This is a genomic window from Streptomyces sp. NPDC002446 (assembly GCF_053595675.1).
The window spans coordinates 72,652-93,222 of record NZ_JBSFYC010000015.1; the positions used below are offsets into that span (position 1 = coordinate 72,652).

Annotated in this window: 21 protein-coding genes and 1 pseudogene; 9 read left to right on the forward strand and 13 right to left on the reverse strand. The window is 72.0% G+C overall.

Translation table 11 applies throughout. The features are described from left to right. Window positions 1–9: 9 nt before the first annotated feature. The 3 genes from ACWD6P_RS11795 to ACWD6P_RS11805 all read right to left on the reverse strand — a co-directional run bounded on the left by ACWD6P_RS11795 (window position 10) and on the right by ACWD6P_RS11805 (window position 3,802). Window positions 10–2,250, reverse strand: coding sequence for a protein kinase domain-containing protein (locus ACWD6P_RS11795; protein WP_451443888.1), 2,241 nt, complete (start codon window positions 2,248–2,250; stop codon window positions 10–12). A 7-nt stretch (window positions 2,251–2,257) separates the two neighbouring features. Continuing rightward, window positions 2,258–3,205, reverse strand: coding sequence for a serine/threonine protein kinase (locus ACWD6P_RS11800; protein WP_451443889.1), 948 nt, complete (start codon window positions 3,203–3,205; stop codon window positions 2,258–2,260). Window positions 3,206–3,334: 129 nt separating this feature from the next. Continuing rightward, entirely contained in the window at window positions 3,335–3,802 is a 468-nt protein-coding gene (locus ACWD6P_RS11805) for a hypothetical protein (protein WP_451443890.1), read from the reverse strand. 434 nt (window positions 3,803–4,236) lie between these two features. Between ACWD6P_RS11805 and ACWD6P_RS11810 the strand changes: the two genes are divergently transcribed. Continuing rightward, a complete protein-coding gene (locus ACWD6P_RS11810) occupies window positions 4,237–6,006 on the forward strand; it encodes an acetyl/propionyl/methylcrotonyl-CoA carboxylase subunit alpha (RefSeq protein ID WP_451443891.1) in 1,770 nt (589 codons plus the stop codon). A 102-nt stretch (window positions 6,007–6,108) separates the two neighbouring features. Here the strand turns inward: ACWD6P_RS11810 and ACWD6P_RS11815 are convergent, their stop codons facing one another. Then, entirely contained in the window at window positions 6,109–7,293 is a 1,185-nt protein-coding gene (locus ACWD6P_RS11815; protein ID WP_451443892.1) for an alpha/beta hydrolase, read from the reverse strand. A 432-nt stretch (window positions 7,294–7,725) separates the two neighbouring features. Here ACWD6P_RS11815 and ACWD6P_RS11820 point away from each other — a divergent pair, with 432 nt between their 5' ends. Further along, on the forward strand, window positions 7,726–8,283 hold the full coding sequence (locus ACWD6P_RS11820; RefSeq protein WP_451443941.1) for a TetR/AcrR family transcriptional regulator: 558 nt from the start codon (window positions 7,726–7,728) through the stop codon (window positions 8,281–8,283). A gap of 80 nt (window positions 8,284–8,363) precedes the next feature. Here the strand turns inward: ACWD6P_RS11820 and ACWD6P_RS11825 are convergent, their stop codons facing one another. Together ACWD6P_RS11825 and ACWD6P_RS11830 are read right to left on the reverse strand one after the other, a co-directional pair. Next, complete coding sequence (locus ACWD6P_RS11825) at window positions 8,364–9,350, reverse strand: DeoR/GlpR family DNA-binding transcription regulator (protein ID WP_451443893.1); 987 nt, start codon at window positions 9,348–9,350, stop codon at window positions 8,364–8,366. Window positions 9,351–9,656: 306 nt separating this feature from the next. Further along, window positions 9,657–11,102: an NAD(P)H-quinone dehydrogenase gene (locus tag ACWD6P_RS11830; RefSeq protein ID WP_451443894.1), complete on the reverse strand. Its 1,446-nt coding sequence runs from the start codon at window positions 11,100–11,102 to the stop codon at window positions 9,657–9,659. 140 nt (window positions 11,103–11,242) lie between these two features. On the opposite strand from ACWD6P_RS11830, the gene ACWD6P_RS11835 reads away from it, so the two are divergent. The 3 genes from ACWD6P_RS11835 (at window position 11,243) to ACWD6P_RS11845 (ending at window position 14,620) form a co-directional block, all read left to right on the forward strand. Beyond that, window positions 11,243–11,680: a gamma-glutamylcyclotransferase gene (locus ACWD6P_RS11835; RefSeq protein ID WP_451443895.1), complete on the forward strand. Its 438-nt coding sequence runs from the start codon at window positions 11,243–11,245 to the stop codon at window positions 11,678–11,680. Between the two features lie 180 nt (window positions 11,681–11,860). Continuing rightward, window positions 11,861–12,682, forward strand: coding sequence for a purine-nucleoside phosphorylase (locus ACWD6P_RS11840; RefSeq protein WP_384442674.1), 822 nt, complete (start codon window positions 11,861–11,863; stop codon window positions 12,680–12,682). Between the two features lie 252 nt (window positions 12,683–12,934). Next, window positions 12,935–14,620 carry a phospho-sugar mutase gene (locus tag ACWD6P_RS11845; RefSeq protein WP_451443896.1) on the forward strand — a complete coding sequence of 562 codons (1,686 nt, stop codon included), beginning with the start codon at window positions 12,935–12,937 and terminating at the stop codon, window positions 14,618–14,620. A gap of 77 nt (window positions 14,621–14,697) precedes the next feature. On the opposite strand, the gene ACWD6P_RS11850 is transcribed toward ACWD6P_RS11845, so the two are convergent. Genes ACWD6P_RS11850 through ACWD6P_RS11875 form a run of 6 tightly spaced genes read right to left on the reverse strand, consistent with a single transcriptional unit; the run spans window position 14,698 to window position 16,606 of the window. Next, window positions 14,698–14,907: a DUF397 domain-containing protein gene (locus tag ACWD6P_RS11850; RefSeq protein ID WP_451443897.1), complete on the reverse strand. Its 210-nt coding sequence runs from the start codon at window positions 14,905–14,907 to the stop codon at window positions 14,698–14,700. Further along, complete coding sequence (locus tag ACWD6P_RS11855; RefSeq protein ID WP_451443898.1) at window positions 14,904–15,113, reverse strand: DUF397 domain-containing protein; 210 nt, start codon at window positions 15,111–15,113, stop codon at window positions 14,904–14,906. The genes ACWD6P_RS11850 and ACWD6P_RS11855 overlap by 4 nt, the downstream gene beginning before the upstream one ends. After that, window positions 15,110–15,319, reverse strand: coding sequence for a DUF397 domain-containing protein (locus tag ACWD6P_RS11860; protein ID WP_451443899.1), 210 nt, complete (start codon window positions 15,317–15,319; stop codon window positions 15,110–15,112). Before ACWD6P_RS11860 ends, ACWD6P_RS11855 begins: the two co-directional genes overlap by 4 nt. Next, window positions 15,316–15,525: a DUF397 domain-containing protein gene (locus ACWD6P_RS11865; RefSeq protein ID WP_451443900.1), complete on the reverse strand. Its 210-nt coding sequence runs from the start codon at window positions 15,523–15,525 to the stop codon at window positions 15,316–15,318. Before ACWD6P_RS11865 ends, ACWD6P_RS11860 begins: the two co-directional genes overlap by 4 nt. Continuing rightward, window positions 15,522–15,731, reverse strand: a complete 210-nt coding sequence (locus ACWD6P_RS11870) for a DUF397 domain-containing protein (protein ID WP_451443901.1) — start codon at window positions 15,729–15,731, stop codon at window positions 15,522–15,524. The genes ACWD6P_RS11865 and ACWD6P_RS11870 overlap by 4 nt, the downstream gene beginning before the upstream one ends. Then, window positions 15,728–16,606: a helix-turn-helix domain-containing protein gene (locus ACWD6P_RS11875; protein WP_451443902.1), complete on the reverse strand. Its 879-nt coding sequence runs from the start codon at window positions 16,604–16,606 to the stop codon at window positions 15,728–15,730. Before ACWD6P_RS11875 ends, ACWD6P_RS11870 begins: the two co-directional genes overlap by 4 nt. Window positions 16,607–16,763: 157 nt before the next feature. Here ACWD6P_RS11875 and ACWD6P_RS11880 point away from each other — a divergent pair. The 3 genes and pseudogenes from ACWD6P_RS11880 to ACWD6P_RS11890 all read left to right on the forward strand — a co-directional run bounded on the left by ACWD6P_RS11880 (window position 16,764) and on the right by ACWD6P_RS11890 (window position 18,796). Continuing rightward, a pseudogene (locus ACWD6P_RS11880) lies at window positions 16,764–17,087 on the forward strand (ATP-binding protein). 240 nt (window positions 17,088–17,327) lie between these two features. After that, a complete protein-coding gene (locus tag ACWD6P_RS11885) occupies window positions 17,328–18,212 on the forward strand; it encodes a helix-turn-helix domain-containing protein (protein ID WP_451443903.1) in 885 nt (294 codons plus the stop codon). Further along, window positions 18,209–18,796 (forward strand): Uma2 family endonuclease, encoded by a 588-nt coding sequence (locus ACWD6P_RS11890; RefSeq protein ID WP_451443904.1) that lies wholly within the window; start codon window positions 18,209–18,211, stop codon window positions 18,794–18,796. Before ACWD6P_RS11885 ends, ACWD6P_RS11890 begins: the two co-directional genes overlap by 4 nt. 18 nt (window positions 18,797–18,814) lie before the next feature. On the opposite strand, the gene ACWD6P_RS11895 is transcribed toward ACWD6P_RS11890, so the two are convergent. After that, window positions 18,815–19,444, reverse strand: coding sequence for a PH domain-containing protein (locus ACWD6P_RS11895; protein WP_451443905.1), 630 nt, complete (start codon window positions 19,442–19,444; stop codon window positions 18,815–18,817). A 130-nt stretch (window positions 19,445–19,574) separates the two neighbouring features. Here ACWD6P_RS11895 and deoC point away from each other — a divergent pair, with 130 nt between their 5' ends. Further along, window positions 19,575–20,570: a deoxyribose-phosphate aldolase gene (deoC, locus tag ACWD6P_RS11900; protein ID WP_451443942.1), complete on the forward strand. Its 996-nt coding sequence runs from the start codon at window positions 19,575–19,577 to the stop codon at window positions 20,568–20,570. Window position 20,571 lies beyond the last annotated feature (1 nt).

Consider the following 20,571-nt stretch of genomic DNA (forward strand, 5'->3'; position numbering starts at 1 on the left):
CCGGCGGGCTCAGCGGAGGGGGAATCCGGCGAGGAAGTGCGGGCCGGAGGCGATGACCATCCGGCTCTTCTCGTGGGCGACGAAGCGGGTCCCGCTGGTCGTGTACAGCTGCTCGGTGGTGCGCGAGGCGAGGCCCACGGCCCGCAGGACGCCGTCGGTCCTGCTGTACGTGTAGGCGTACTCGGAGCCGATCACGGGCCGCACGACGTGGTCCGCCCGCGGGCCCTCCGCGCTCTTCTCCGACCACCGCGGCTTGCCGCCGCCGGTGCCGTACGACACCAGGCCGAGCCCCTTCTCCACCGCGTAGACCGCACCGCCCTTGAGGACCGCCGGTCCGTAGGTCTTCTTGGGGCGCACGGAGGACGTGTCCCACGCCTGTCCGCCGTCGCTCAGCCGCAGCGCCCGCAACGGGCCGTAGCCCAGGTAGAGGTGCCGCCCGTCGACCGCGAGCGGATCCCGTACGTACCGGGAGTCGGCGCCGTCCCACGGCTTGTCCCAGGCGACCCTCCCGGTGCGGGTGTCACGGGCGACGATCCGGACCTTGCCGTCGTTCGTCTGCTGGAGGAGGACCAGGCGGTCGCCGTGCGCCTTGGCGGCGATGAAGTGGTTGTCGTTGCTCTTGGCGGGGTGGAAGGGCACCGGGTCGGTCCACGTGCGGCGCCCCGAGGTGAGGTCTACCGCGATCACGGACCAGCGGGACAGGCGCTCGTGCGACTTGACCTTCCCGTGCGAGATCGCCAGGTAGGCGGTGCCGTCGGCGACCGCCAGCAGCCGGCTGATGATGCCGTTGTGCTCGGAGTCCGACACCGGGGCGATGCGCCTGCCCGGCTTGCCCGTGCCGAGGTCCACCGGTGCGAGGAACCACGAGACCTTCTTCGTCATCAGGTCCTGCCCGTTCTCGACCCGCAGGATCTGGTAGACGCGCTCGCCGTCCGAGGCGACCTGCCAGGAGGAGTCCGCGTACAGCGAGAACGTCCACGCCGACTCACCGGACTTCGGAGCCACCCCGCGCGCCTCGGCGCCGGCCACCAGGACGACCTGGTCGCCGGCCACCATGGGCACTTCGGGGTTCTGGTCCTCGTCGGGACCACCGGTCTGCTTCTGCCACACCGAGTCCAGCTTCTTCTTCTTGAGCGCGCCGACGCTCGGCCCGGGCTTCGGCCTGGTGTACCCCGGTCCGGTGCCGGGGCCCGGCTCCGTGGCGTCCCGGCCCAGCAGGGCCCACACCCCCGCCCCGGCCCCCGCGACGCCGAGCACCGAACCCGCGCCCGCCATCAGCAGCCCACGGCGGGTGAGGCCGCGCGCGGCGGGCACGTCGGCGGACGGCACGGTGGGCGGCGCGTCGGCCGGCGCGGGCAGCCGCCGCGGCACGATCTGCCAGACCTCGCTCGCCCGCCGTCCGATCTCCGCGAGCACCGCATCCGGCAGATGGTCGGCGAACTGCCCGCCGCCGTCGTGCAGTTGGGACGACAGCTCGGCGGTGGACGGCCGCTGGGCGGGGTCCTTGGCCAGGCAGCGGGACAGGCCCGGGAGCAGCGCCGCGGGCACGCCGGTGAGGTCCGGCTCGCCGTAGCGGACGCGGTAGAGCAGGTCGGCCGGCTGCCCGTCGCCGAACGGGCCGCGGCCGGTGGCGGCGAAGACCAGGACCCCGGCGAGCGCGAAGACGTCCCCGGCCGGGGTGTGTTCCGCCCCGGTCGCCTGCTCGGGCGACATGAACGCCGGGGTGCCGACCGCGGCGCCGGTGTGGGTCAGCCGGTCGTCGCCGAGGGCGCGGGCGATACCGAAGTCGATGACCTTCGGGCCGTGCGCGGTGACCATGATGTTCGACGGCTTGAGGTCGCGGTGCACCACGTCCGAGTGATGCAGTTGGCCGAGCGCCCCGCACAGCGCCGCCCCCAGGGCGCGGACCGATGCCTCGGGCAGCGGGCCGGCCAGCGCCACCGCGTCGTCGAGCGGCGGGCCGAGTACGTACTCGGTGGCCATCCAGGGGGTCTCGGCGCCCGGATCGGCCTCGACGACCTGGGCGCCGTAGCGTCCGCCGATGACCCGGGCGGCGTCCGCCTCCAGCCGGAAGCGGGTGCGGAACGCCGTCTCGGTGGCGATCCGGGCGTGCATGGTCTTGACCGCCAGGGTCCGGCCGCCCGGGGAGCGGGCCAGGTAGACGGTGCCCATGCCGCCGCTGCCCAGCCGGGCGATGAGGCGGTAGGGGCCGAAGCCGTGCGGGTCGTCATGGGCGAGAGGGGAGGGCATGCGGGCGTCAGTCCTGGTGCGGTGCGGGCGGAACGGGGAGGTTCGCGGCCAGCAGTTCGGCCGACTGGCGGGCGAGGGCCGCGATGATCCGGCCGGGCAGCCAGCCCGGGCCGAGCGCGGCGGCGGCCCGGTCGGCGGGGTTGCCCGCCGTGTCGAGCGCCGTGGCGGGGTGGGCGGCCAGCGGGCTGAGCGCGTCCAGCAGCTCGGCCGGACGCGGCCGGGCGGCCGGGTCGCGCGAGAGGCAGCCCGTGACGGCCGCCCGCAAGGCGGCCGGCAGCTCCTCCCGTTCCGGCACGGTGTGACCGGTCGCGGCGTAGGCGAGGGTCGCCCCGAGGGCGTAGACGTCGCCCGCCGGATCGGGGCGGCCGCCGCCCGCCTGCTCCGGCGGGAGGCTCCCGGACTCCAGGCCCGGCAGCCCGGAGCGCGGGGTGCCGTCCTCGGCCGCGGCGCGCACCGCCCCGAAGCAGGTGAGCCGGGGCCCGTCCGCCGCCAGCAGGACGGCCGCCGGGGACACACCGGCGTGCGCCAGCCCCTGCCCGTGCCCGATGATCAGGGTCTCCAGGAGGGCCGCGCCGAGGGCCCGTACGGTGCGTTCGGGCAGCGGACCGCCGTACAGGGCGAGCGCGGCCGGCAGCGGGAGGGCCGGCAGGTAGGGGCGGGCGTGCCAGGGGGCGTCACCGGGCGCGGCGATCTCGGCGGCCGGAGCGGACCACGGCCCGAGCAGATAGCGGGAGGCCTCCGCCTCGGCCAGGAACCGGCCGGGGTCGGCCCCCGGCAGCGGCAGCCCGATCAGGACCGTACGGTCCCCGTCCGCGCTCCGCCCGATGAACCGCTGCTCGGGTACGGGTATGCCGGACACCTCGTCGTCCAGCCGGCCCAGTACCGCGTACGGACCGATCGAGACCGGCGTCCCCGTCCGCGGCGTTGCCCCGGCACCCGCAACCGGCGTCTGCATCTGCACCAACCCCCGTCGACGACACAGCGCGAAGAGCCTACCCGGGCGTGTCGCGGGGGCCGGTGCCGCATCGAGTCGGGCCGGGGAGCGGGGAGTTCGGGCCGGGAATTCAGGTGCGCAGCGCGCGGATCACAGCGCGCCGGGCGCCGCCGGCTGCGGGCCGCCGCCGGGGACCTCCGCGCCGCCGTCCGCGCCCTGCCGGCCGCGCCCCTCCCCGTACGCCACCAGGACCAGCACCAGAAGCCCCAGGACGGCCGTCATCGCGAGGAAGGCGACCCAGCCGACCAGTCCGACGGAGAAGGCGCCCAGCACGCCGTGGACCACGGCGGCGCTGATGAGGGCGATACGGGCGAAGCCGCCGGGGGCGCGGTCGCATACCGCCGTTCGGATGAGGACGGCGGCACAGAAGAGGAGGTAGAGCCCGAAGAGGGCGCCGGCGACCCAGGAGCCGGTGGACATCGCGCGGGGCTGCAGACCGGCCAGCGACATCTGCTGCCGGTCCACGACGATGCTCAGGATCCAGTTGAGGAGCACGATCCCGCACGCCTCCAGGACCAGTACCACCGCCGCGGCCCATGCCACCGGCCGTCGTGCCATCACCCAGCCCACCCACTTCCGGAAGACATCCGTTACCGCGAGTTCTCAGACATCGCGCACGCTACTAATGGGTAATAGCTGGGGCAAGGGTTCTGCACGAGCGGGTGGCGACGAGTGCGGACGGAAGTCCGGCGGTACGTCCAAGGACGGAGCCGACCGCAAAGATTCCTTCGCCCATTCGTAGGGACTCCACAAAGAATTGACGATCCGCTGGACGTCAGAAGTTCGAGACCTAAGCCACACCGAGTCTCGAGCCGGAGCCCGGGAAACGGGGCCTACCCTGGGATACCAGGGGACTTAGGCCCCTCACTGGCGCCCCGAGCACACTCCGTGTGGGCAAGCTCACCCCAGGGAACGGGTCGGCACGCGGTGTCGCCAGTCCCTAAAATCGCCGCATCCCTTTGTTGCGGCGAAGCGCCAAGGAAGGACCCATCGTGCGCAAGGTGCTCATCGCCAACCGTGGCGAAATCGCTGTCCGCGTTGCCCGTGCATGCCGGGACGCGGGGATCGGCAGTGTCGCTGTCTATGCCGACCCCGACCGGGACGCTCTGCACGTACGCGCGGCGGACGAGGCCTACGCCCTGGGCGGTGACACACCTGCCACCAGTTACCTGGACATCGCCAAGGTGCTGGCCGCCGCGGCCGATTCGGGCGCGGACGCCATCCACCCCGGTTACGGCTTCCTTTCGGAGAACGCCGACTTCGCGCAGGCGGTGCTGGACGCCGGGCTGACGTGGATCGGCCCGCCCCCGCAGGCGATCCGCGATCTGGGCGACAAGGTCGCGGCCCGGCACATCGCCCAGCGCGCCGGTGCGCCGCTGGTGGCCGGCACGCCCGACCCGGTCTCCGGCGCGGAGGAGGTCGTCGCCTTCGCCAAGGAGCACGGCCTGCCCATCGCGATCAAGGCGGCCTTCGGCGGCGGCGGCCGCGGCCTGAAGGTCGCCCGCACCCTCGACGAGGTCCCCGAGCTCTACGACTCCGCGGTGCGCGAGGCGGTCGCCGCCTTCGGCCGCGGCGAGTGCTTCGTCGAGCGCTACCTCGACCGCCCCCGGCACGTGGAGACCCAGTGCCTGGCCGACAAGCACGGCAACGTGGTCGTCGTCTCCACGCGTGACTGCTCGCTGCAGCGCCGCCACCAGAAGCTGGTCGAGGAGGCCCCGGCCCCGTTCCTGACGGACGAACAGAACGCCGAGCTCTACCGCGCCTCCAAGGCCATCCTCAAGGAGGCCGGCTACGAAGGCGCCGGCACCTGCGAATTCCTCGTCGGCCAGGACGGCACGATCTCCTTCCTGGAGGTCAACACCCGCCTGCAGGTCGAGCACCCGGTCACCGAGGAGGTCACCGGCCTGGACCTGGTCCGCGAGATGTTCCGCATCGCCGACGGCGAGGAGCTCGGCTACGGCGACCCGGCGGTGCGCGGCCACTCCTTCGAGTTCCGCATCAACGGCGAGGACCCCGGCCGCAACTTCCTCCCGGCGCCCGGCACGGTCACCCGCTTCGACGGCCCCAGCGGCCCCGGCGTCCGCCTGGACGCGGGCGTGGAGTCCGGCTCGGTCATCGGCCCCGCCTGGGACTCCCTGCTCGCCAAGCTGATCGTCAGCGGCGCCACCCGCGAACAGGCCCTGCAGCGCGCCGCCCGCGCACTGGCCGAGTTCCAGGTGGAGGGCATGGCCACCGCCATCCCCTTCCACCGCACCGTCGTCAAGGACCCGGCGTTCGCCCCCGAACTGACCGGCTCCGCCGACCCGTTCACGGTCCACACCCGCTGGATCGAGACCGAGTTCGTCAACGAGATCGCCCCGTTCGCCGCGCCCGGCGCGGAGGAGGCCGAGACCGACGCCCGCGAGACGGTCGTCGTCGAGGTCGGCGGCAAGCGCCTGGAGGTCTCGCTGCCGTCCTCGCTGGGGATGCCGCTGGCCCGCGCGGCGGTCGCCGGAGGCGCCAAGCCCAAGCGCAAGGCCGCCAAGAAGGCCGGCAGCGCCGCCTCCGGTGACGCGCTCGCCTCGCCGATGCAGGGCACCATCGTCAAGGTCGCCGTCGAGGAGGGCCAGCAGGTCACCGAGGGCGAGCTGGTCGTCGTCCTGGAGGCCATGAAGATGGAGCAGCCGCTCAACGCGCACCGCTCCGGCACCATCAAGGGCCTGACCGCCGAGGTCGGTGCCGCCCTCACCTCCGGCGCGGTGATCTGCGAGATCAAGGACTGACCCGGTAGTTCCGACGTCCGAGGGGCCCGCGGCAGGCGACTGCCACGGGCCCCTCGGACGTTCCCGGACGCGTCCGCGGGCCGGCCCCGGGGCCGTATTCCGCTACGAGTTCCCCACCACGTCCTCCGGGAACGTCAGCTTCTTGCCCATCCACTCCAGCGCGGCGGGCAGTTCGCGCCGCCAGGTGGCGAAGTTGTGGCTGCCGTGGTCGAGGACCACGGCCTCGGCCTTCATCGGCGGCCGGACCGCGGCCAGGAAGTCCCTGGCGGCCGGGTAGTTCTTCTCGCCCGTACGGCTCGTGCCGATCAGGACGTTCACCTGGGGGGCGGGCAGATGCCGCAGCCGCCACATCAGGTCGTGCTCCTGGCGGCGGCGGACCCGGTCCCGGCCGTCGCCGAAGAGGTTGCCGGTCGTGGGGTCGTTGCTGACCTTGAAGTCCGGCGAGAGGGCGGCCGCCGCGGTGTACGTACGGTCGTGCCGCAGGGCGAGCTGGAGGGCGCAGCTGCCGCCCGACGAGTAGCCCAGCACGCCCCAGCCGCCGGGGTCGTGGCCCACGCGGTAGTGCGACCTGAGGGCGTCGGGCACATCGCGCGCGAAGAACGTCTCGGCCTGCGGGCCGCCGGGCACATCGACGCACTGGGTGTCGCGCGGCGGCGCGATGGTGGGCCGCAGCATCACGATGACGGTCGGCTGCATCCGGCCGGCGCGGATCAGCCCGGCGGCGGTCTGCGGCACCCGCAGATGCTGGGCCAGCAGGAACGTGCCGCCCGGGTAGCCGCTGAGCGCGACGACGACGGGGAAGCGCTGGCGCGCGTACTGCGGCTGGAAGTACTGCGGCGGCAGATAGACATAGGCCGGGTCCACCGCCCGGGTCCGCTTGCCGACGATCCGTACGGCCTCGACCCTGCCCACCTGGTCCGGCGGGCCCTTCGGCAGACCGTGCACCTTGTCCAGGCCGTCCGGGCCCGAGGCCTGGACGAGGCCCTTGGACGGGTCGCCGGCGGGGCCGGCGCTGCCGCCGTCGCCCCACTTGCCGACGGCGGCCGGCGCGTCGTCGTAGAGGCCCAGCAGCTCCTGCCAGGAGCCGTAGAACTGGAAGTTGGCGTTCACCGCGAGACCGAGCGCCGCCACGACGGCCAGCTGGGTCGCGACGATCGAGCTGAGGCGCCCGAGCATCGCCCGTGCCCCGCGCCCGGCGAACCGCGGCCACAGCCACAGCGTGAGTCCCACGCAGACCACCGCGACCGCGGCCATGACGTACAACAGCGACCGGCTGGTCAGTCCCATGGCGTTCCCCAGGTACTCCGCGCCGCGGACCGCTCCCCCGGCGGGATCTCACGGCGTGTCCCAGGCCCTCCGGAAGACCCCGGAAGACCTCATTGCGCCAGGTTTGATGGCTGCCGGCGGCGTGGCGTTGCGGCCCCGCCGAGGTGTTCGGCCACGCGACCACTGCGGTATGCCGGAACTTCACGCCCGGTCCGCCGGCCGTCCACCGGGCGGGATCCGGACCCTGACCGGAAGCAATCGGAGTACACCTCCACTAATCCTTGCGTACCGCACCGAGATACCCCGTGAAGGGGCAGTGGCATCCTGGACCCACCGGGCCGCGACCGGCCGGGTGGAGGAAGGACGGCGATGGCGACGGAGACGGCAGGGCAGCGGCAGACGGCGCGGGGTCCGGTGACGGCCGCCCCGGCGCGGGACGGTGCTGCGCGCCCGATGCGGGCCGATGCCCGCCGCAACTACGAGCGGCTGCTGACCGAGGCCCGTACGGCCTTCACCGAGCACGGCACGGACACCTCACTGGAGGACATCGCGCGCCGCGCCGGCGTCGGCATCGGCACCCTCTACCGGCACTTCCCCAACCGCACCGCCCTGATGGGCGCCGTCTTCCAGAGCGAGGTGGACGCCCTGCTTGCGTACGCCAGGGAGCTGGCCGACGCGCCCCGGCCGTGCGCCGCGCTGGTCGACTGGCTGCGCGCGATCGTCGCCCACGCCAGTACGTACCGCGGTCTGTCGCGGGCGCTGATGACGGCGTCGGCGGACGAGAGCTCGGGGATGGCGCGGTGCAGCGTGCCGATGCGGGAGGCCGGCGGCACGCTGCTGGCCCGCGCCCAGCAGGCCGGTGCCGTACGCCCGGATGTGAGCATCGGCGATCTGATGCAGCTGACCAACGGCATCGCCCTGGCCGCCGAGGAGTCCCCGGACGACCCGGAGCTCGCCGACCGGCTGCTGACGCTCACCTTGAGCGGACTGAAGGCGGGGAGCGCCTGCTAGGGCCTGTCCGATGGGTCAGGCCCTAGGACCGCCCCGGGGACGCGCTCCCCGGGCCGACCGCCCGCTCCGGGCCTTGGCGCTCAGCGCCGCCGTGGTGCCAGATCGGCCACCCGGCCGCCCGGCGGCTCGCTCAGTGACGCGGCCGGGCGCAGCTGCGGCGCACCGCTTGTGCCGCCCGGCGCATGGCTGCGCCGCTGCCCCGGCAGCGGGACGTCCCGCCGCGGGCCCCGGCGGTCACCGCCCCCGCCCTCCAGGCCCTGCTGGCCCGGAGCGTGCCCCGCACCCGGCCCGCCGGCGACGGCGATCTGTACGCCCTGGTCGGCCAGCGCCTGGAGTTCCGTGGCGGCGCGGTCGTCGTGGCCCGGCGGCTCGTCGGTGACCAGGCGGGTGATCACGTCGGTCGGCACGGTCTGGAACATCGTGTCGGAGCCGAGCTTGGTGTGGTCGGCGAGCACCACCACCTCCCCCGCCGCCTGGACGAGCGCCCGGTCGACGCTGGCGGAGAGCATGTTGGAGGTGGACAGGCCGCGCTCGGCGGTCAGACCGCTGCCCGACAGGAAGGCGCGGGACACCCGCAGTCCCTGGAGGGACTGTTCGGCACCGCTGCCGACCAGCGCGTAGTTGGAGCCGCGCAGGGTGCCGCCGGTCATCACGACCTCGACGCGGTTGGCATGGGCCAACGCCTGGGCGACGAGCAGGGAGTTGGTGACGACGGTGAGTCCGGGGACGCGGGCGAGCCGGCGGGCCAGCTCCTGGGTGGTCGTTCCCGCGCCGACGACAATGGCCTCGCCCTCTTCGACGAAGCCGGCCGCGAGATCGGCGATGGCCGTTTTCTCCGCGGTGGCGAGATGGGATTTCTGTGGAAAACCGGATTCCCTGGTAAAACCTCCCGGCAGGACCGCACCGCCGTGCCGGCGGTCGAGCAGTCCCTCTGCCTCCAGCGCCCGCACATCCCGCCGTACGGTCACTTCGGAGGTCTGGACGACGCGGGCGAGCTCCCGGAGCGAAACCGCCCCATTGGCACGCACCATTTCAAGGATCAATTGGCGACGTTCTGCAGCGAACACGAAACTGACAGTAACGCCAACGACCGTCTGTTTTCAGCAGGTTGCACCAATTAACGGAAGTTGTTCACACCGCGCAGCGTGACGTGGTATGCGAAGCGCATATGTCGTGCGTACGGCGGACCGCCGGGCGGCGCGACCCGCTCGCTGCCTGGTCAGCCGCCCTGGGGGCCCGTGCGCCGGCGAGGCCGCCGCACGGGCGGACCGCCGGTGTGTGCAGGGACGTTTCATCCCCAGTGCTCACTGGGGGCACAAAGTTTTCAATCGCCTATGGGCGCGGGGGGATCGCCGCTTTTCGGTTGTGTGCCCTTACTCGCCGGCGGTCTTACGGGAGTGCAGCTGCCGGGCGACCTCCGCGATCGAGCCGGACAGCGACGGGTAGACCGTGAAGGCGCTGGCGATCTGCTCGACCGTCAGATTGTTGTCGACCGCGATCGAGATGGGGTGGATCAGCTCGCTGGCGCGCGGGGAGACGACCACACCGCCGACGACGATGCCGGTGCCGGGACGGCAGAAGAGCTTCACGAAGCCGTCGCGGATGCCCTGCATCTTGGCGCGCGGGTTGCGCAGCAGCGGCAGCTTCACGACCCGGGCGTCGATCCGGCCGCTGTCGACGTCGGCCTGGGAGTAGCCGACGGTGGCGATCTCCGGGTCGGTGAAGACGTTCGCCGAGACGGTCTTGAGGTTCAGCGGGGTCACCGCGTCGCCGAGGAAGTGGTACATCGCGATCCGGCCCTGCATCGCGGCGACCGACGCCAGCGCGAAGACGCCGGTGCAGTCGCCGGCCGCGTACACGCCGGGGGCCGTGGTGCGCGAGACCTTGTCGGTCCAGACGTGGCCGGAGTCCTTGAGCTTGACGCCCGCCGCCTCCAGGCCGATGCCCGCGGTGTTGGGGATCGAGCCGACCGCCATCAGGCAGTGCGTACCGGAGATCGTCCGGCCGTCGGCGAGGGTGACTTCGACGCGGTCGCCGACCCGCTTGGCGGACTGGGCCCGCGAGCGCGCCATGACGTTCATGCCGCGGCGGCGGAAGACGTCCTCCAGGACGGCGGCGGCGTCCGGGTCCTCGCCCGGGAGCACGCGGTCACGGGAGGAGACGAGGGTGACGCGGGAGCCCAGCGCCTGGTAGGCACCGGCGAACTCGGCGCCGGTGACACCGGAGCCCACCACGATGAGCTCCTCGGGCAGCTCGTCGAGGTCGTAGACCTGCGTCCAGTTCAGGATCCGCTCGCCGTCGGGCAGCGCGTCGGGGATCTCGCGGGGGTGCGCGCCCGTGGCGATCAGCACCGCGTCCGCGATCAGGCCCTCGGTCGTGCCGTCGGCGGCGGTGACGGTCACCTTGCGCGAGCCGTCCGGCGCCTGGCCCGGCTCCAGCCGGCCGCGACCGCGCATGACCCGGCCGCCGGCGCGGGTCACGGAAGCGGTGATGTCATGCGACTGGGCGAGCGCGAGCCGCTTGACCCGTCGGTTGACCTTGCCGAGGTCGACGCCGACGACCCGGGCGGGCCGGTCGATGTGCGGCGTGTCGTCCTCGACGATGATGCCGAGCTCCTCGTAGGAGGAGTCGAAGGTCGTCATGACCTCGGCCGTGGCGATAAGGGTCTTCGACGGCACGCAGTCGGTGAGCACCGACGCCCCGCCCAGACCGTCGCAGTCGACGACGGTCACCTCCGCGCCGAGAGAAGCCGCCACCAGGGCCGCTTCGTATCCGCCGGGTCCGCCACCGATGATCACGATCCGAGTCACGTACTCCATTGTCCCGCACGCCCGTGTGTCGCTCTCGCCCGGGGGCGCCGTGTGCGCCGGCCGGCCGCCCGTGCGCCGCCTGTGCTGCCCTGTCGTACGAGCCTCCGGTACCACGAGCCCGACGGGCAACCTCCCGTACCCTCGGAACCATGTCGCTCTACGCCGCGTACGCCGGCAACCTCGACGCGCGGCTGATGTCCCGCCGCGCACCGCACTCGCCGCTGCGCGGCACCGGCTGGCTCAGCGGCTGGCGGCTCACCTTCGGCGGCGAGCAGATGGGCTGGGAGGGCGCGCTGGCGACGGTCGTGGAGGACCCGGGCTCCCAGCTCTTCGTCGCCCTGTACGACATCGCCCCCATGGACGAGGAGTCCATGGACCGCTGGGAGGGCGTCGGCATGGAGATCTACCGGCGGATGCGGGTGCGGGTGCACACCCTCGAAGGCGACGAGACGGCCTGGATCTATGTGCTCAACGGCTACGAGGGCGGGCTGCCCTCCGCCCGCTATCTGGGCGAGATCGCGGACGCCGCGGAGTCGGCCGGCGCGCCCCACGACTATGTGATGGAGCTGCGCAAGCGGCCCTGCTGAGGAGCGGACACCGGATCGGCGGGTGCGCGGGACGGCGCGGCGAAGGCCGTCGGCGCGTCCGTACGGGTGTCGCGACGCGCCCGGGCGACCGGCGTTTGGCGAAAGCCACAAGACAACGATCCGAGCACCGTAAGCAGCGACATCTACGCGCGTAGGGGAATACCGGCTACCCTCGTCCGCGTGAACGCATCTGTTACTCCGGACATCGCGCGCGACCCGCAGGGTGCCGCCGCCGACGCCGCCGCCCGTCTGCGCGAGCTGACCGGCGCCGAGACCCACGACGTCGCCCTGGTGATGGGCTCCGGCTGGGCGCCGGCCGCCGAGGCCCTGGGCGCGCCCGAGCACGAATTCCCCGTCACCGAGCTGCCCGGCTTCCCGCCCCCGGCGGTCGCCGGACACGGCGGCAAGATCCGCTCCTACCAGGTCGGCGCGAAGCGCGCGCTGGTCTTCCTGGGCCGTACCCACTACTACGAGGGCCGCGGCGTGGCCGCCGTCGCGCACGGCGTCCGTACCGCCGTCGCGGCCGGCTGCAAGACCGTCGTACTCACCAACGGGTGCGGTGGCCTGCGCGAGGGCATGCGCCCCGGCCAGCCGGTCCTGATCAGCGACCACCTCAACCTCACCGCCACCTCCCCGATCGTCGGCGCGAACTTCGTCGACCTGACCGACCTGTACTCGCCGCGGCTGCGCGCGCTGTGCAAGGAGGTCGACCCGAGCCTGGAGGAGGGCGTCTACGCCCAGTTCCCCGGCCCGCACTACGAGACCCCGGCCGAGATCAAGATGATCCGCACGCTGGGCGCCGACCTGGTCGGCATGTCCACCGTCCTGGAGGCCATCGCGGCCCGTGAGGCGGGCGCCGAGGTGCTCGGCCTGTCCCTGGTGACGAACCTCGCCGCCGGCATGACGGGCGAACCGCTCAACCACGAGGAGGTGCTGCAGGCCGGCCGCGACTCCGCGACCGCGATGGGCAGCCTGCTCGCCCAGGTGCTCGGCAAGCTCTGAACCACCGCGGCGCCATGGGCGCCACGGCCACGGACACGGCGGGTGCGCGGGTCGCGTCGCGGGCCGATCACGCAGATCGGCCGGACGCGCCACCCGCGCGCCGCCCGCCGCCCGCCGCCGCGGCCTGCCAATGGCCGGTTCTGCGGCTCCCTTCACGCCCGTACGGGGTAAGCGTGACGAGCCGGGACGAGGCCCCGCTCACGGGCACCCCGCAGCGCGCCCCCCACCCGTATCCACCCTCAGGAGCATCACGTGGCTACCGATCCCGCGGAGCTGATCAACCGGGCCCAGGCATGGCTGGCCGAGGACCCGGACCCGGAGACCCGGGACGAGCTGTCCAAGCTCATCGAAGCCGCCGACGACGCCGACATCACGGCCGAGCTGGCCGCGCGGTTCGCCGGCACCCTCCAGTTCGGCACCGCCGGGCTGCGCGGTGAGCTGGGCGCGGGACCGATGCGGATGAACCGCTCGGTGGTCATCCGGGCCGCGGCCGGCCTCGCCGCGTACCTCAGGGCCAAGGGCCAGGGCTCGGGACTGGTCGTCATCGGCTACGACGCGCGCCACAAGAGCGCCGACTTCGCCCGCGACACGGCCGCCGTAATGGTCGGCGCGGGCCTGAAGGCGGCCCTGCTGCCCCGCCCGCTGCCCACACCCGTCCTGGCCTTCGCGATCCGGCACCTGGGCGCGGTCGCCGGCGTCGAGGTCACCGCCAGCCACAACCCGCCGCGCGACAACGGCTACAAGGTCTACCTGGGCGACGGCTCGCAGATCGTGCCGCCCGCGGACGGCGAGATCGCCGCCGAGATCGCCGCGGTCCGCTCGCTGGACGACGTACCGCGCCCCGAGTCCGGCTGGGAAACCCTCGACGACGCCGTCCTGACGGCCTACCTGGCCCGTACCGACGCCGTCCTGACCCCCGGCTCCCCCCGGGACGTGAAGGTCGTCTACACGCCGATGCACGGCGTCGGCCGGGACACCCTCCTCGCCGCCTTCGACCGGGCCGGCTTCCCGGCCCCGGCGGTCGTCGCGGAGCAGGCCGAGCCGGACCCCGACTTCCCGACGGTCGCCTTCCCCAACCCGGAGGAGCCGGGCGCGATGGACCTGTCCTTCGCCACGGCCCGCTCCGTGGGCCCGGACATCGTCATCGCCAACGACCCCGACGCCGACCGCTGCGCCGTCGCCGTCCCGGCCCCCGGCACGCCGGAGGGCTGGCGGATGCTGCGCGGCGACGAGGTCGGCGCCCTGCTCGCCGCCCACCTCGTCCGCAAGGGCGCGACCGGCACCTTCGCCACCACGATCGTCTCCTCCCAGCTGATGTCCCGCATCGCGGCCGGCTCCACGCTCCCGTACGAGGAGACGCTGACCGGCTTCAAGTGGCTGGCCCGGGTGGACTCGCTGCGCTACGCCTTCGAGGAGGCGCTCGGCTACTGCGTCGACCCGGAGGGCGTGCGCGACAAGGACGGCATCACCGCCGCCCTGCTGATCACCGAACTGGCCGCGGAGCTGAAGGCGGCCGGACGCGGCCTGCCGGACCTGCTGGACGAGCTGGCCGTGGAGCACGGACTGCACGCCACCGACCAGCTCTCGGTCCGCGTCGAGGACCTGTCGCTGATCTCCGACGCCATGCGCAGGCTCCGCGAACAGCCGCCGACCACACTGGCGGGCCTGACCGTGGACCGCGCCGACGACCTGTCCCAGGGCACCGAGGCACTCCCGCCGACCGACGGCCTGCGCTACTACCTCTCCGGTTCCGCTGAGGCAGGCATCGAGTCGGCCCGTGTCGTGGTCCGCCCCTCCGGCACCGAGCCCAAGCTCAAGTGCTACCTGGAGGTCGTGGTCCCGGTGGCGTCGGCAGACGGGCTGCCCGAGGCGCGGGGCAGGGCCGCCGGGACGCTGGCCGCGATCAAGGGGGATCTGTCGGCGGCGGCCGGGATCTGAGAGCTTTCTGCTCTTCTCACGCCATGCGCCCCGCTCCCGGGTTCACCGGGGACGGGGCGCGTTGCGTTCAGTCGTCTTCAGCGCTCGACCATGTACGTCACGAAGTCGGCCCACGCGGTCGCCGTGAACGCGAGCCGGGGGCCCGGCTTGTCCTTGGAGTCACGGACGTGGATGAGGCCGGGGGCGCTGGCGACTTCGACGCAGTCGTTGGGGTTGCTGCTGTCGCTGTAGCTGCTCTTGAACCACTGCAGCTCGGAACCATCCCCGGTGGAAAGCTTGTGGATCATGTCTCTCCCACGTATGTCACGAAGTCGGCCCACACGGCCCGCGTGAACACGAGCCGCGGGCCCGGCTTGTCCTTGGAGTCACGGACGTGCACCGCGCCGAAGGAAGTCGCCACCTCGACGCAGTCGTTGCCGTCACCGCTGTCGCTGTAACTGCTCTTGAACCAGTGCAGGTCGAAGGCAGCCCCAGCGGGGGACTTGGGGATCATGTCTCGACCGCGTACGTCACGAAGTCGGCCCACGCGGTCGGCGTGAAGGCGAGCCGGAGGCCCTGGGCGTTCTTGGAGTCACGCACATGGATCGTGCCGGGGGTGGTCGCGACCTCAACGCACTCGCTGCTGTTGCTGCTGTCGCTATAGCTGCTCTTGAACCACCACAGCCTGGAAGTGTCCCCAGCAGATGCCTTGCGCATCATGTCCCGACCACGTACGTCACGAAGTCGGCCCACGCACCAGGCGCGAAGCCGAGGCGTGGCCCCTGGGTGTTCTTGGAGTCGCGGACGTGGACGAGGCCGGGGGCGCTGGCGACTTCGACGCAGTCGTTGGGGTTGCTGCTGTCGCTGTAGCTGCTCTTGAACCACTGCAGCTCGGAACCATCCCCGGTGGAAAGCATGTGGATCATGTCTCTCCCACGTATGTCACGAAGTCGGCCCACACTGCCGGCGTGAACACGAGCCGCGGGCCCGGCTTGTCCTTGGAGTCACGGATGTGCACCGCGCCGGAGGAAGTCGCCACCTCGACGCAGTCGTTGCCGTCACCGCTGCTGCTGTAGCTGCTCTTGAACCATTCCAGGTCGGAAGCACCCCCAGCAGGGGACTTGGGGATCATGTCTCTCCCAGCACTTGCTCGATGAAGGCCAGCGACTCCCGTGGCGTGAGAGCCTGGGCCCGGATCATCCCATAACGCAGTTCAAGGATCCTGAGCTGCTTCGGATCAGATACCGGGCGGCCGCTGAACGCGCCCTCGGAACGCCCCACGGCAGTGCCATCGGGAAGCTTCAGTACCTCGATCAACCCACCGGTCCCGGGGTGTTCCTCGCGACTGGTCGGCATCACCTGGATCGACACATTCCGCAACTTCCCCACCTCCAGAAGGCGTTCGAGCTGTCGGCGCCACACCATTGTGCCTCCAACAGGACGGCGAAGCGTCACCTCTTCCTGGACGAAACTGAGTGCCGGGACGGGATCCCGCTCGAAGATGGATCGCCGGGCCATCCGGGCGGCCACCATGCGATCCATTTCATCCTCCGTGTAGGCGGGCAGCCAGGCCGCAAACAGTGCCCGCATGTGTTCCTCGGTCTGCAAGAGGCCGTTGATGTTGTGGTGGTGATACGCCTCCACCACAACCGCCTTGGCCTCCAACTTCGCCAAGTCCCGTACCTTCTTCGGATACCGGGCCTCCGCCACATCCCGCTTCATGGCGGCCAGCTTCCCGCCCGCCCCCAGCACCTCGTCCGCCCTGTCCAGGAACTCCGGCCGGGGGATGCGCCGGCCGCCCTCCACCTTGTAGATCAGGTCCTCTCCGTACCCGATCGCCGCCCCGAACTCCGCGGCCCGCAGTCCGGCCGCCTCGCGCCAGGCCTTGAGCTGGCGGCCGACCGTCGCGACCACCGCCGCCCCCGACTCATCGTCCGGATCGACCTCCCAGCCCGGCTCGTCCACCCCGGTCTCCCCGGTCTCCACGCCCTCGCCGTCCACGCTCATCCGCGCCCACCTCCGAGATCCGTCCCTGGTCAACGCCCCAGCTCACCGCGATGTCACTCCGGACAGCCGGGACAGCACCGGACAAGCCCGGGACAGTCTCCGTACGCAAGGGCGTCACCGCTGTTCACGGTACGCACGCATCGCCACGCTGAGTGACATGAACCGAGGAATCACCCAAAGCGGAACCCGCACACGGCAGTTCACGGTCCAGCTCTCCGCCACCCGCCGAGGCGCCCGACTCGCCAGACTGCTCGCCACCAAGCAACTCCGTTCCTAGGGGCTCCCCTTGGACACCGCAGCGCACGTCATCGCCGACAGCGAATCGGGCCGCGGCCTGCTCCTCGTCGGGGCGCTCGCCGACCGCTGGGGCGTCACCCCCGGACCCGTCCCCTGCAAGACGGTATGGGCAGAAATCACCCTGGTCACCGCATCGTTCACCGCATCGCACCTGCCGCGACCCGGTGGAGTACGACGCGGCTGACCACGACGCGGCGCGCCACGACATCAAGGCTTAAGACCGGGGAAATAACCGGGGGAAATACCCCTCCCAACCCCTCCGACCTCCCGTCACCCACTCAGGTGACATCGCCCAACTGGGCTGGATTTGCGACCGGTTCACCGGCATATGCTCGCCGCAACGACTCCAGACATGCGACGGCCCCCGGCCGGGACTCCAGATCCCGATCGAGGGCCTGACCACCGAGGAAGTAGGAGCTTCCTGATGGCTTTACAGCAGCCTAGCGCGCCCTCGTGCGCCACGTCAGCCGTTCCCTCCCCGACCGCCCGATCCGGTGTCGTCCACGCCAACGTCCGGCACACCACCCGCTACACGGTCGTCGGCAACCACCTCGCCCAGCACCGCGAGCTCTCCCTCCTCGCGATCGGGCTCGCCGTCCACATCCAGTCGCTGCCCGTGGGCGCCCTGGTCGGCATCAAGTTCCTGTCGGCCCGCTTCCCCGAGAGCGAGCACCGCATCGCCGGAGCCCTGCGGGAGCTGGAGGCCCACGGCTATCTGAAGCGCACCCGGGAACGCCTCCCCAGCGGCAAGGTCGTCACCCGGACGGTCTCGTACAACCAGCCGGGTTCGGCCGTCACCGCGACGCCCAGGCCGACCCGCACGCCCGAGCGGCCCCAGAAGCCGACACCGGCCGCCCCGAAGCCCACGCCCGCAGCCGCCCAGCCTCCAGCGCCCACGTCCCGCCCCGCACCTCGGGAGCCACTCCCCGAGCCGCGCACCCCCGACCTGGAGCGTCACCGCACCGCCGCGGCCCTCCTCGCGGAGCTCCACCGCCACGTACCGCGGCTGCTGCTCGCCGAGCGGGACGTACGCCACCTGACCCCGGCCGTGGCGGCCTGGCTGGAGCGCGGCGCCACCCCCGATGCCGTACGCCGCGCCCTGACCGCACGCCTCCCCGACGACCTGAAGCACCCGGCCGCCCTGCTCGCGCACCGTCTCACCGCGCTGCTGCCGCCTCCATTGCCCACCACCTCGGTCGTAGCAGGCCCCAACCCGTTCCAGACCTGCGAAGGCTGCGACCGCGCCTTCCGCGCACCTGAACCGGGCCGCTGCCGCGACTGCCGGTCCGACCACAGAAAGGCTGCTTGACCATGGCCCCGGACGATGCCCGGCGAGGCACCCGCCTGTACAAGGTGATGAAGGAATTCGTTGAGTCGACCGACGGCACCCTTCCGGGCAGATTCGAGATCACGAAGGAAGGGATCGTTCTCGACATGGTGTCGCCCGTCAAGCCACACGCACTCACCGCGCTACACCTTCGGAAACGCCTGGAGAAGGTCATGCCGGAAGAGCTCGTGGCGCACGTGGGGGCACCCGACGTCGAAAACGAACCCGAGGGCATCATGCGTCGCCCCGACGTGATGGTGATCGCCGAAGCGGATATGGAGATCCAGGGTTCCTTCGCCCCCCGCACCGTCATCGCCGTCATCGAGATCGTCTCCCGCTCCAACCCCGACAACGACTGGGTGAGCAAGATGCGGGACTACCCGCTGCTCGGCATCCCCATCTATGCGGTCTTTGATCCGCGCGAGGGCAAGGGAGCCGTCCTCTCCGACATCCACTCCACCCCCGATGGCCCCCGCTACGCCATCCGGAAGGACTTCCTCTACGGCGAGGACGTCACCATCGGCGACTGGACGATCTCGACGGAGGGACTGCCCCGCTACGAGTAGCCCAGGCCTTCAGAGCCCTCAGAGCGCGACCATCACCGCAAGCCCAACGGCCCCCGCCACGGCCGACGCGATGACCGCATACGCCCACCGCACCACCGGCTCCCCCTGAGCACTCTCCCGCCCCGCCGCCCGCTCCTTGACCTCGCGCAGCTCGTCGAGCGCCTGGTCGGCCATCGCGCGCGGCACCGGGCCGGCGTCCGCGTTCGGGCCGAACCGGGGACCGGCGGCGCCCGCGCCGCGCATCGCCTGCCGGTTCGCCTTCTTGCGCTGGCGCAGCGAGACCGGGATGGCCCACAGCTGGTACTTGCCGCCGCTGGTGGTGGCGACCTCGGTGGAGAAGGACGCCCGCAGCGCCTCCACGGCGCCCCACGGCAGTGTGATCGTGCGGAACGGGTTGCGCACCGTCAGCCGGTCCTCGTCCGCGCGTACCAGGGGCCGCAGGGTGAAGGCGGCCACCAGCGGGACGCCGAGGAGCAGCGCGAACAGCGCCGTGAGCCTGGTGTGCGCGTCGCCCCGCAGCAGCGCGTCGCCGCCCAGCCAGAGGCCGAGCAGGAGGAGCAGACCACCGCCGACGAGGGCCGCCGGCGAGCGGTAACTGCGCGCGGCGTACTGCTGCTGGGGCGGGGTCGTCCGTTCCTGGCTCGTCATGCCGCCGATTCTGCCCGACCGTCCGGATGCCGGACATTGCGTTACGGCATCATTCGGGAGCGGAGCGGGATTCGGCCCACCGCAGGGGATGACATTGCGCTACGCGCGTAGATATGCTCCCCTCGTGACCATGCCCATCACTGTTCCCGCATACGGCAAGGAAGCCGCGGGGCGTCTGGCGTCAATGGCGGACGTGACCGCCGACGACGGTGCGCTGCGCCGCTTCCTCCACGGCCTCCCGGGGGTCGACGCGGTCGGCCTCGAAGCCCGCGCCGCCACCCTCGGCACCCGCTCGATCAAGACGACGGCGAAGGCGTACGCCATCGACCTCGCCCTCACGATGATCGACCTGACGACCCTCGAAGGCGCGGACACCCCGGGCAAGGTCCGGGCGCTGTGCGCCAAGGGCATCCACCCCGACCCCACCGACCGCACCGTCCCCAAGGTCGCGGCGATCTGCGTCTACCCCGACATGGTCGCGACGGCCAAGGAGGCGCTCGGCGACTCCGGCATCCATGTCGCCTCCGTCGCCACCGCCTTCCCGGCCGGCCGCGCCGCGCTGCCGGTCAAGCTCGCCGACACCCGTGACGCGGTCGCGGCCGGCGCCGACGAGATCGACATGGTGATCGACCGGGGCGCCTTCCTCTCCGGCCGGTACATGGAGGTCTTCGAGGAGATCAAGGCCGTGAAGGAGGCGTGCGCCCGTGAGGACGGGACCGCCGCCCACCTGAAGGTCATCTTCGAGACCGGTGAGCTCCAGACGTACGACAACGTGCGCCGGGTCTCCTGGCTGTCGATGCTCGCGGGCGCCGACTTCATCAAGACCTCGACCGGCAAGGTGGCGGTGAACGCGACCCCGCCGGTCACGCTCCTGATGCTGGAGGCCGTGCGCGACTTCCACGCCGCCACCGGCGTCCAGGTCGGGGTGAAGCCGGCCGGCGGCATCCGTACCACCAAGGACGCGATCAAGTACCTGGTGATGGTCAACGAGACGCTCGGCGAGCCCTGGCTGACCGCCGACTGGTTCCGCTTCGGCGCCTCCAGTCTCCTCAACGACCTGCTGATGCAGCGCCAGAAGCTCAGCACCGGCCGCTACTCCGGCCCCGACTACGTCACGGTGGACTGAG

What these genes read in the sequence shown, in the direction of transcription:
- ACWD6P_RS11795 (WP_451443888.1), bottom strand. Translation starts at nt 2,250, where the DNA reads ATGCCCTCCCCTCTCGCCCATGACGACCCGCACGGCTTCGGCCCCTAC.
- ACWD6P_RS11800 (WP_451443889.1), bottom strand. Translation starts at nt 3,205, where the DNA reads ATGCAGACGCCGGTTGCGGGTGCCGGGGCAACGCCGCGGACGGGGACG.
- ACWD6P_RS11805 (WP_451443890.1), bottom strand. Translation starts at nt 3,802, where the DNA reads ATGGCACGACGGCCGGTGGCATGGGCCGCGGCGGTGGTACTGGTCCTG.
- ACWD6P_RS11815 (WP_451443892.1), bottom strand. Translation starts at nt 7,293, where the DNA reads ATGGGACTGACCAGCCGGTCGCTGTTGTACGTCATGGCCGCGGTCGCG.
- ACWD6P_RS11820 (WP_451443941.1), top strand. Translation starts at nt 7,726, where the DNA reads ATGCGGGCCGATGCCCGCCGCAACTACGAGCGGCTGCTGACCGAGGCC.
- ACWD6P_RS11830 (WP_451443894.1), bottom strand. Translation starts at nt 11,102, where the DNA reads ATGGAGTACGTGACTCGGATCGTGATCATCGGTGGCGGACCCGGCGGA.
- ACWD6P_RS11835 (WP_451443895.1), top strand. Translation starts at nt 11,243, where the DNA reads ATGTCGCTCTACGCCGCGTACGCCGGCAACCTCGACGCGCGGCTGATG.
- ACWD6P_RS11850 (WP_451443897.1), bottom strand. Translation starts at nt 14,907, where the DNA reads ATGATCCACAAGCTTTCCACCGGGGATGGTTCCGAGCTGCAGTGGTTC.
- ACWD6P_RS11855 (WP_451443898.1), bottom strand. Translation starts at nt 15,113, where the DNA reads ATGATCCCCAAGTCCCCCGCTGGGGCTGCCTTCGACCTGCACTGGTTC.
- ACWD6P_RS11860 (WP_451443899.1), bottom strand. Translation starts at nt 15,319, where the DNA reads ATGATGCGCAAGGCATCTGCTGGGGACACTTCCAGGCTGTGGTGGTTC.
- ACWD6P_RS11865 (WP_451443900.1), bottom strand. Translation starts at nt 15,525, where the DNA reads ATGATCCACATGCTTTCCACCGGGGATGGTTCCGAGCTGCAGTGGTTC.
- ACWD6P_RS11870 (WP_451443901.1), bottom strand. Translation starts at nt 15,731, where the DNA reads ATGATCCCCAAGTCCCCTGCTGGGGGTGCTTCCGACCTGGAATGGTTC.
- ACWD6P_RS11875 (WP_451443902.1), bottom strand. Translation starts at nt 16,606, where the DNA reads ATGAGCGTGGACGGCGAGGGCGTGGAGACCGGGGAGACCGGGGTGGAC.
- ACWD6P_RS11885 (WP_451443903.1), top strand. Translation starts at nt 17,328, where the DNA reads ATGGCTTTACAGCAGCCTAGCGCGCCCTCGTGCGCCACGTCAGCCGTT.
- ACWD6P_RS11895 (WP_451443905.1), bottom strand. Translation starts at nt 19,444, where the DNA reads ATGACGAGCCAGGAACGGACGACCCCGCCCCAGCAGCAGTACGCCGCG.
- deoC (WP_451443942.1), top strand. Translation starts at nt 19,575, where the DNA reads ATGCCCATCACTGTTCCCGCATACGGCAAGGAAGCCGCGGGGCGTCTG.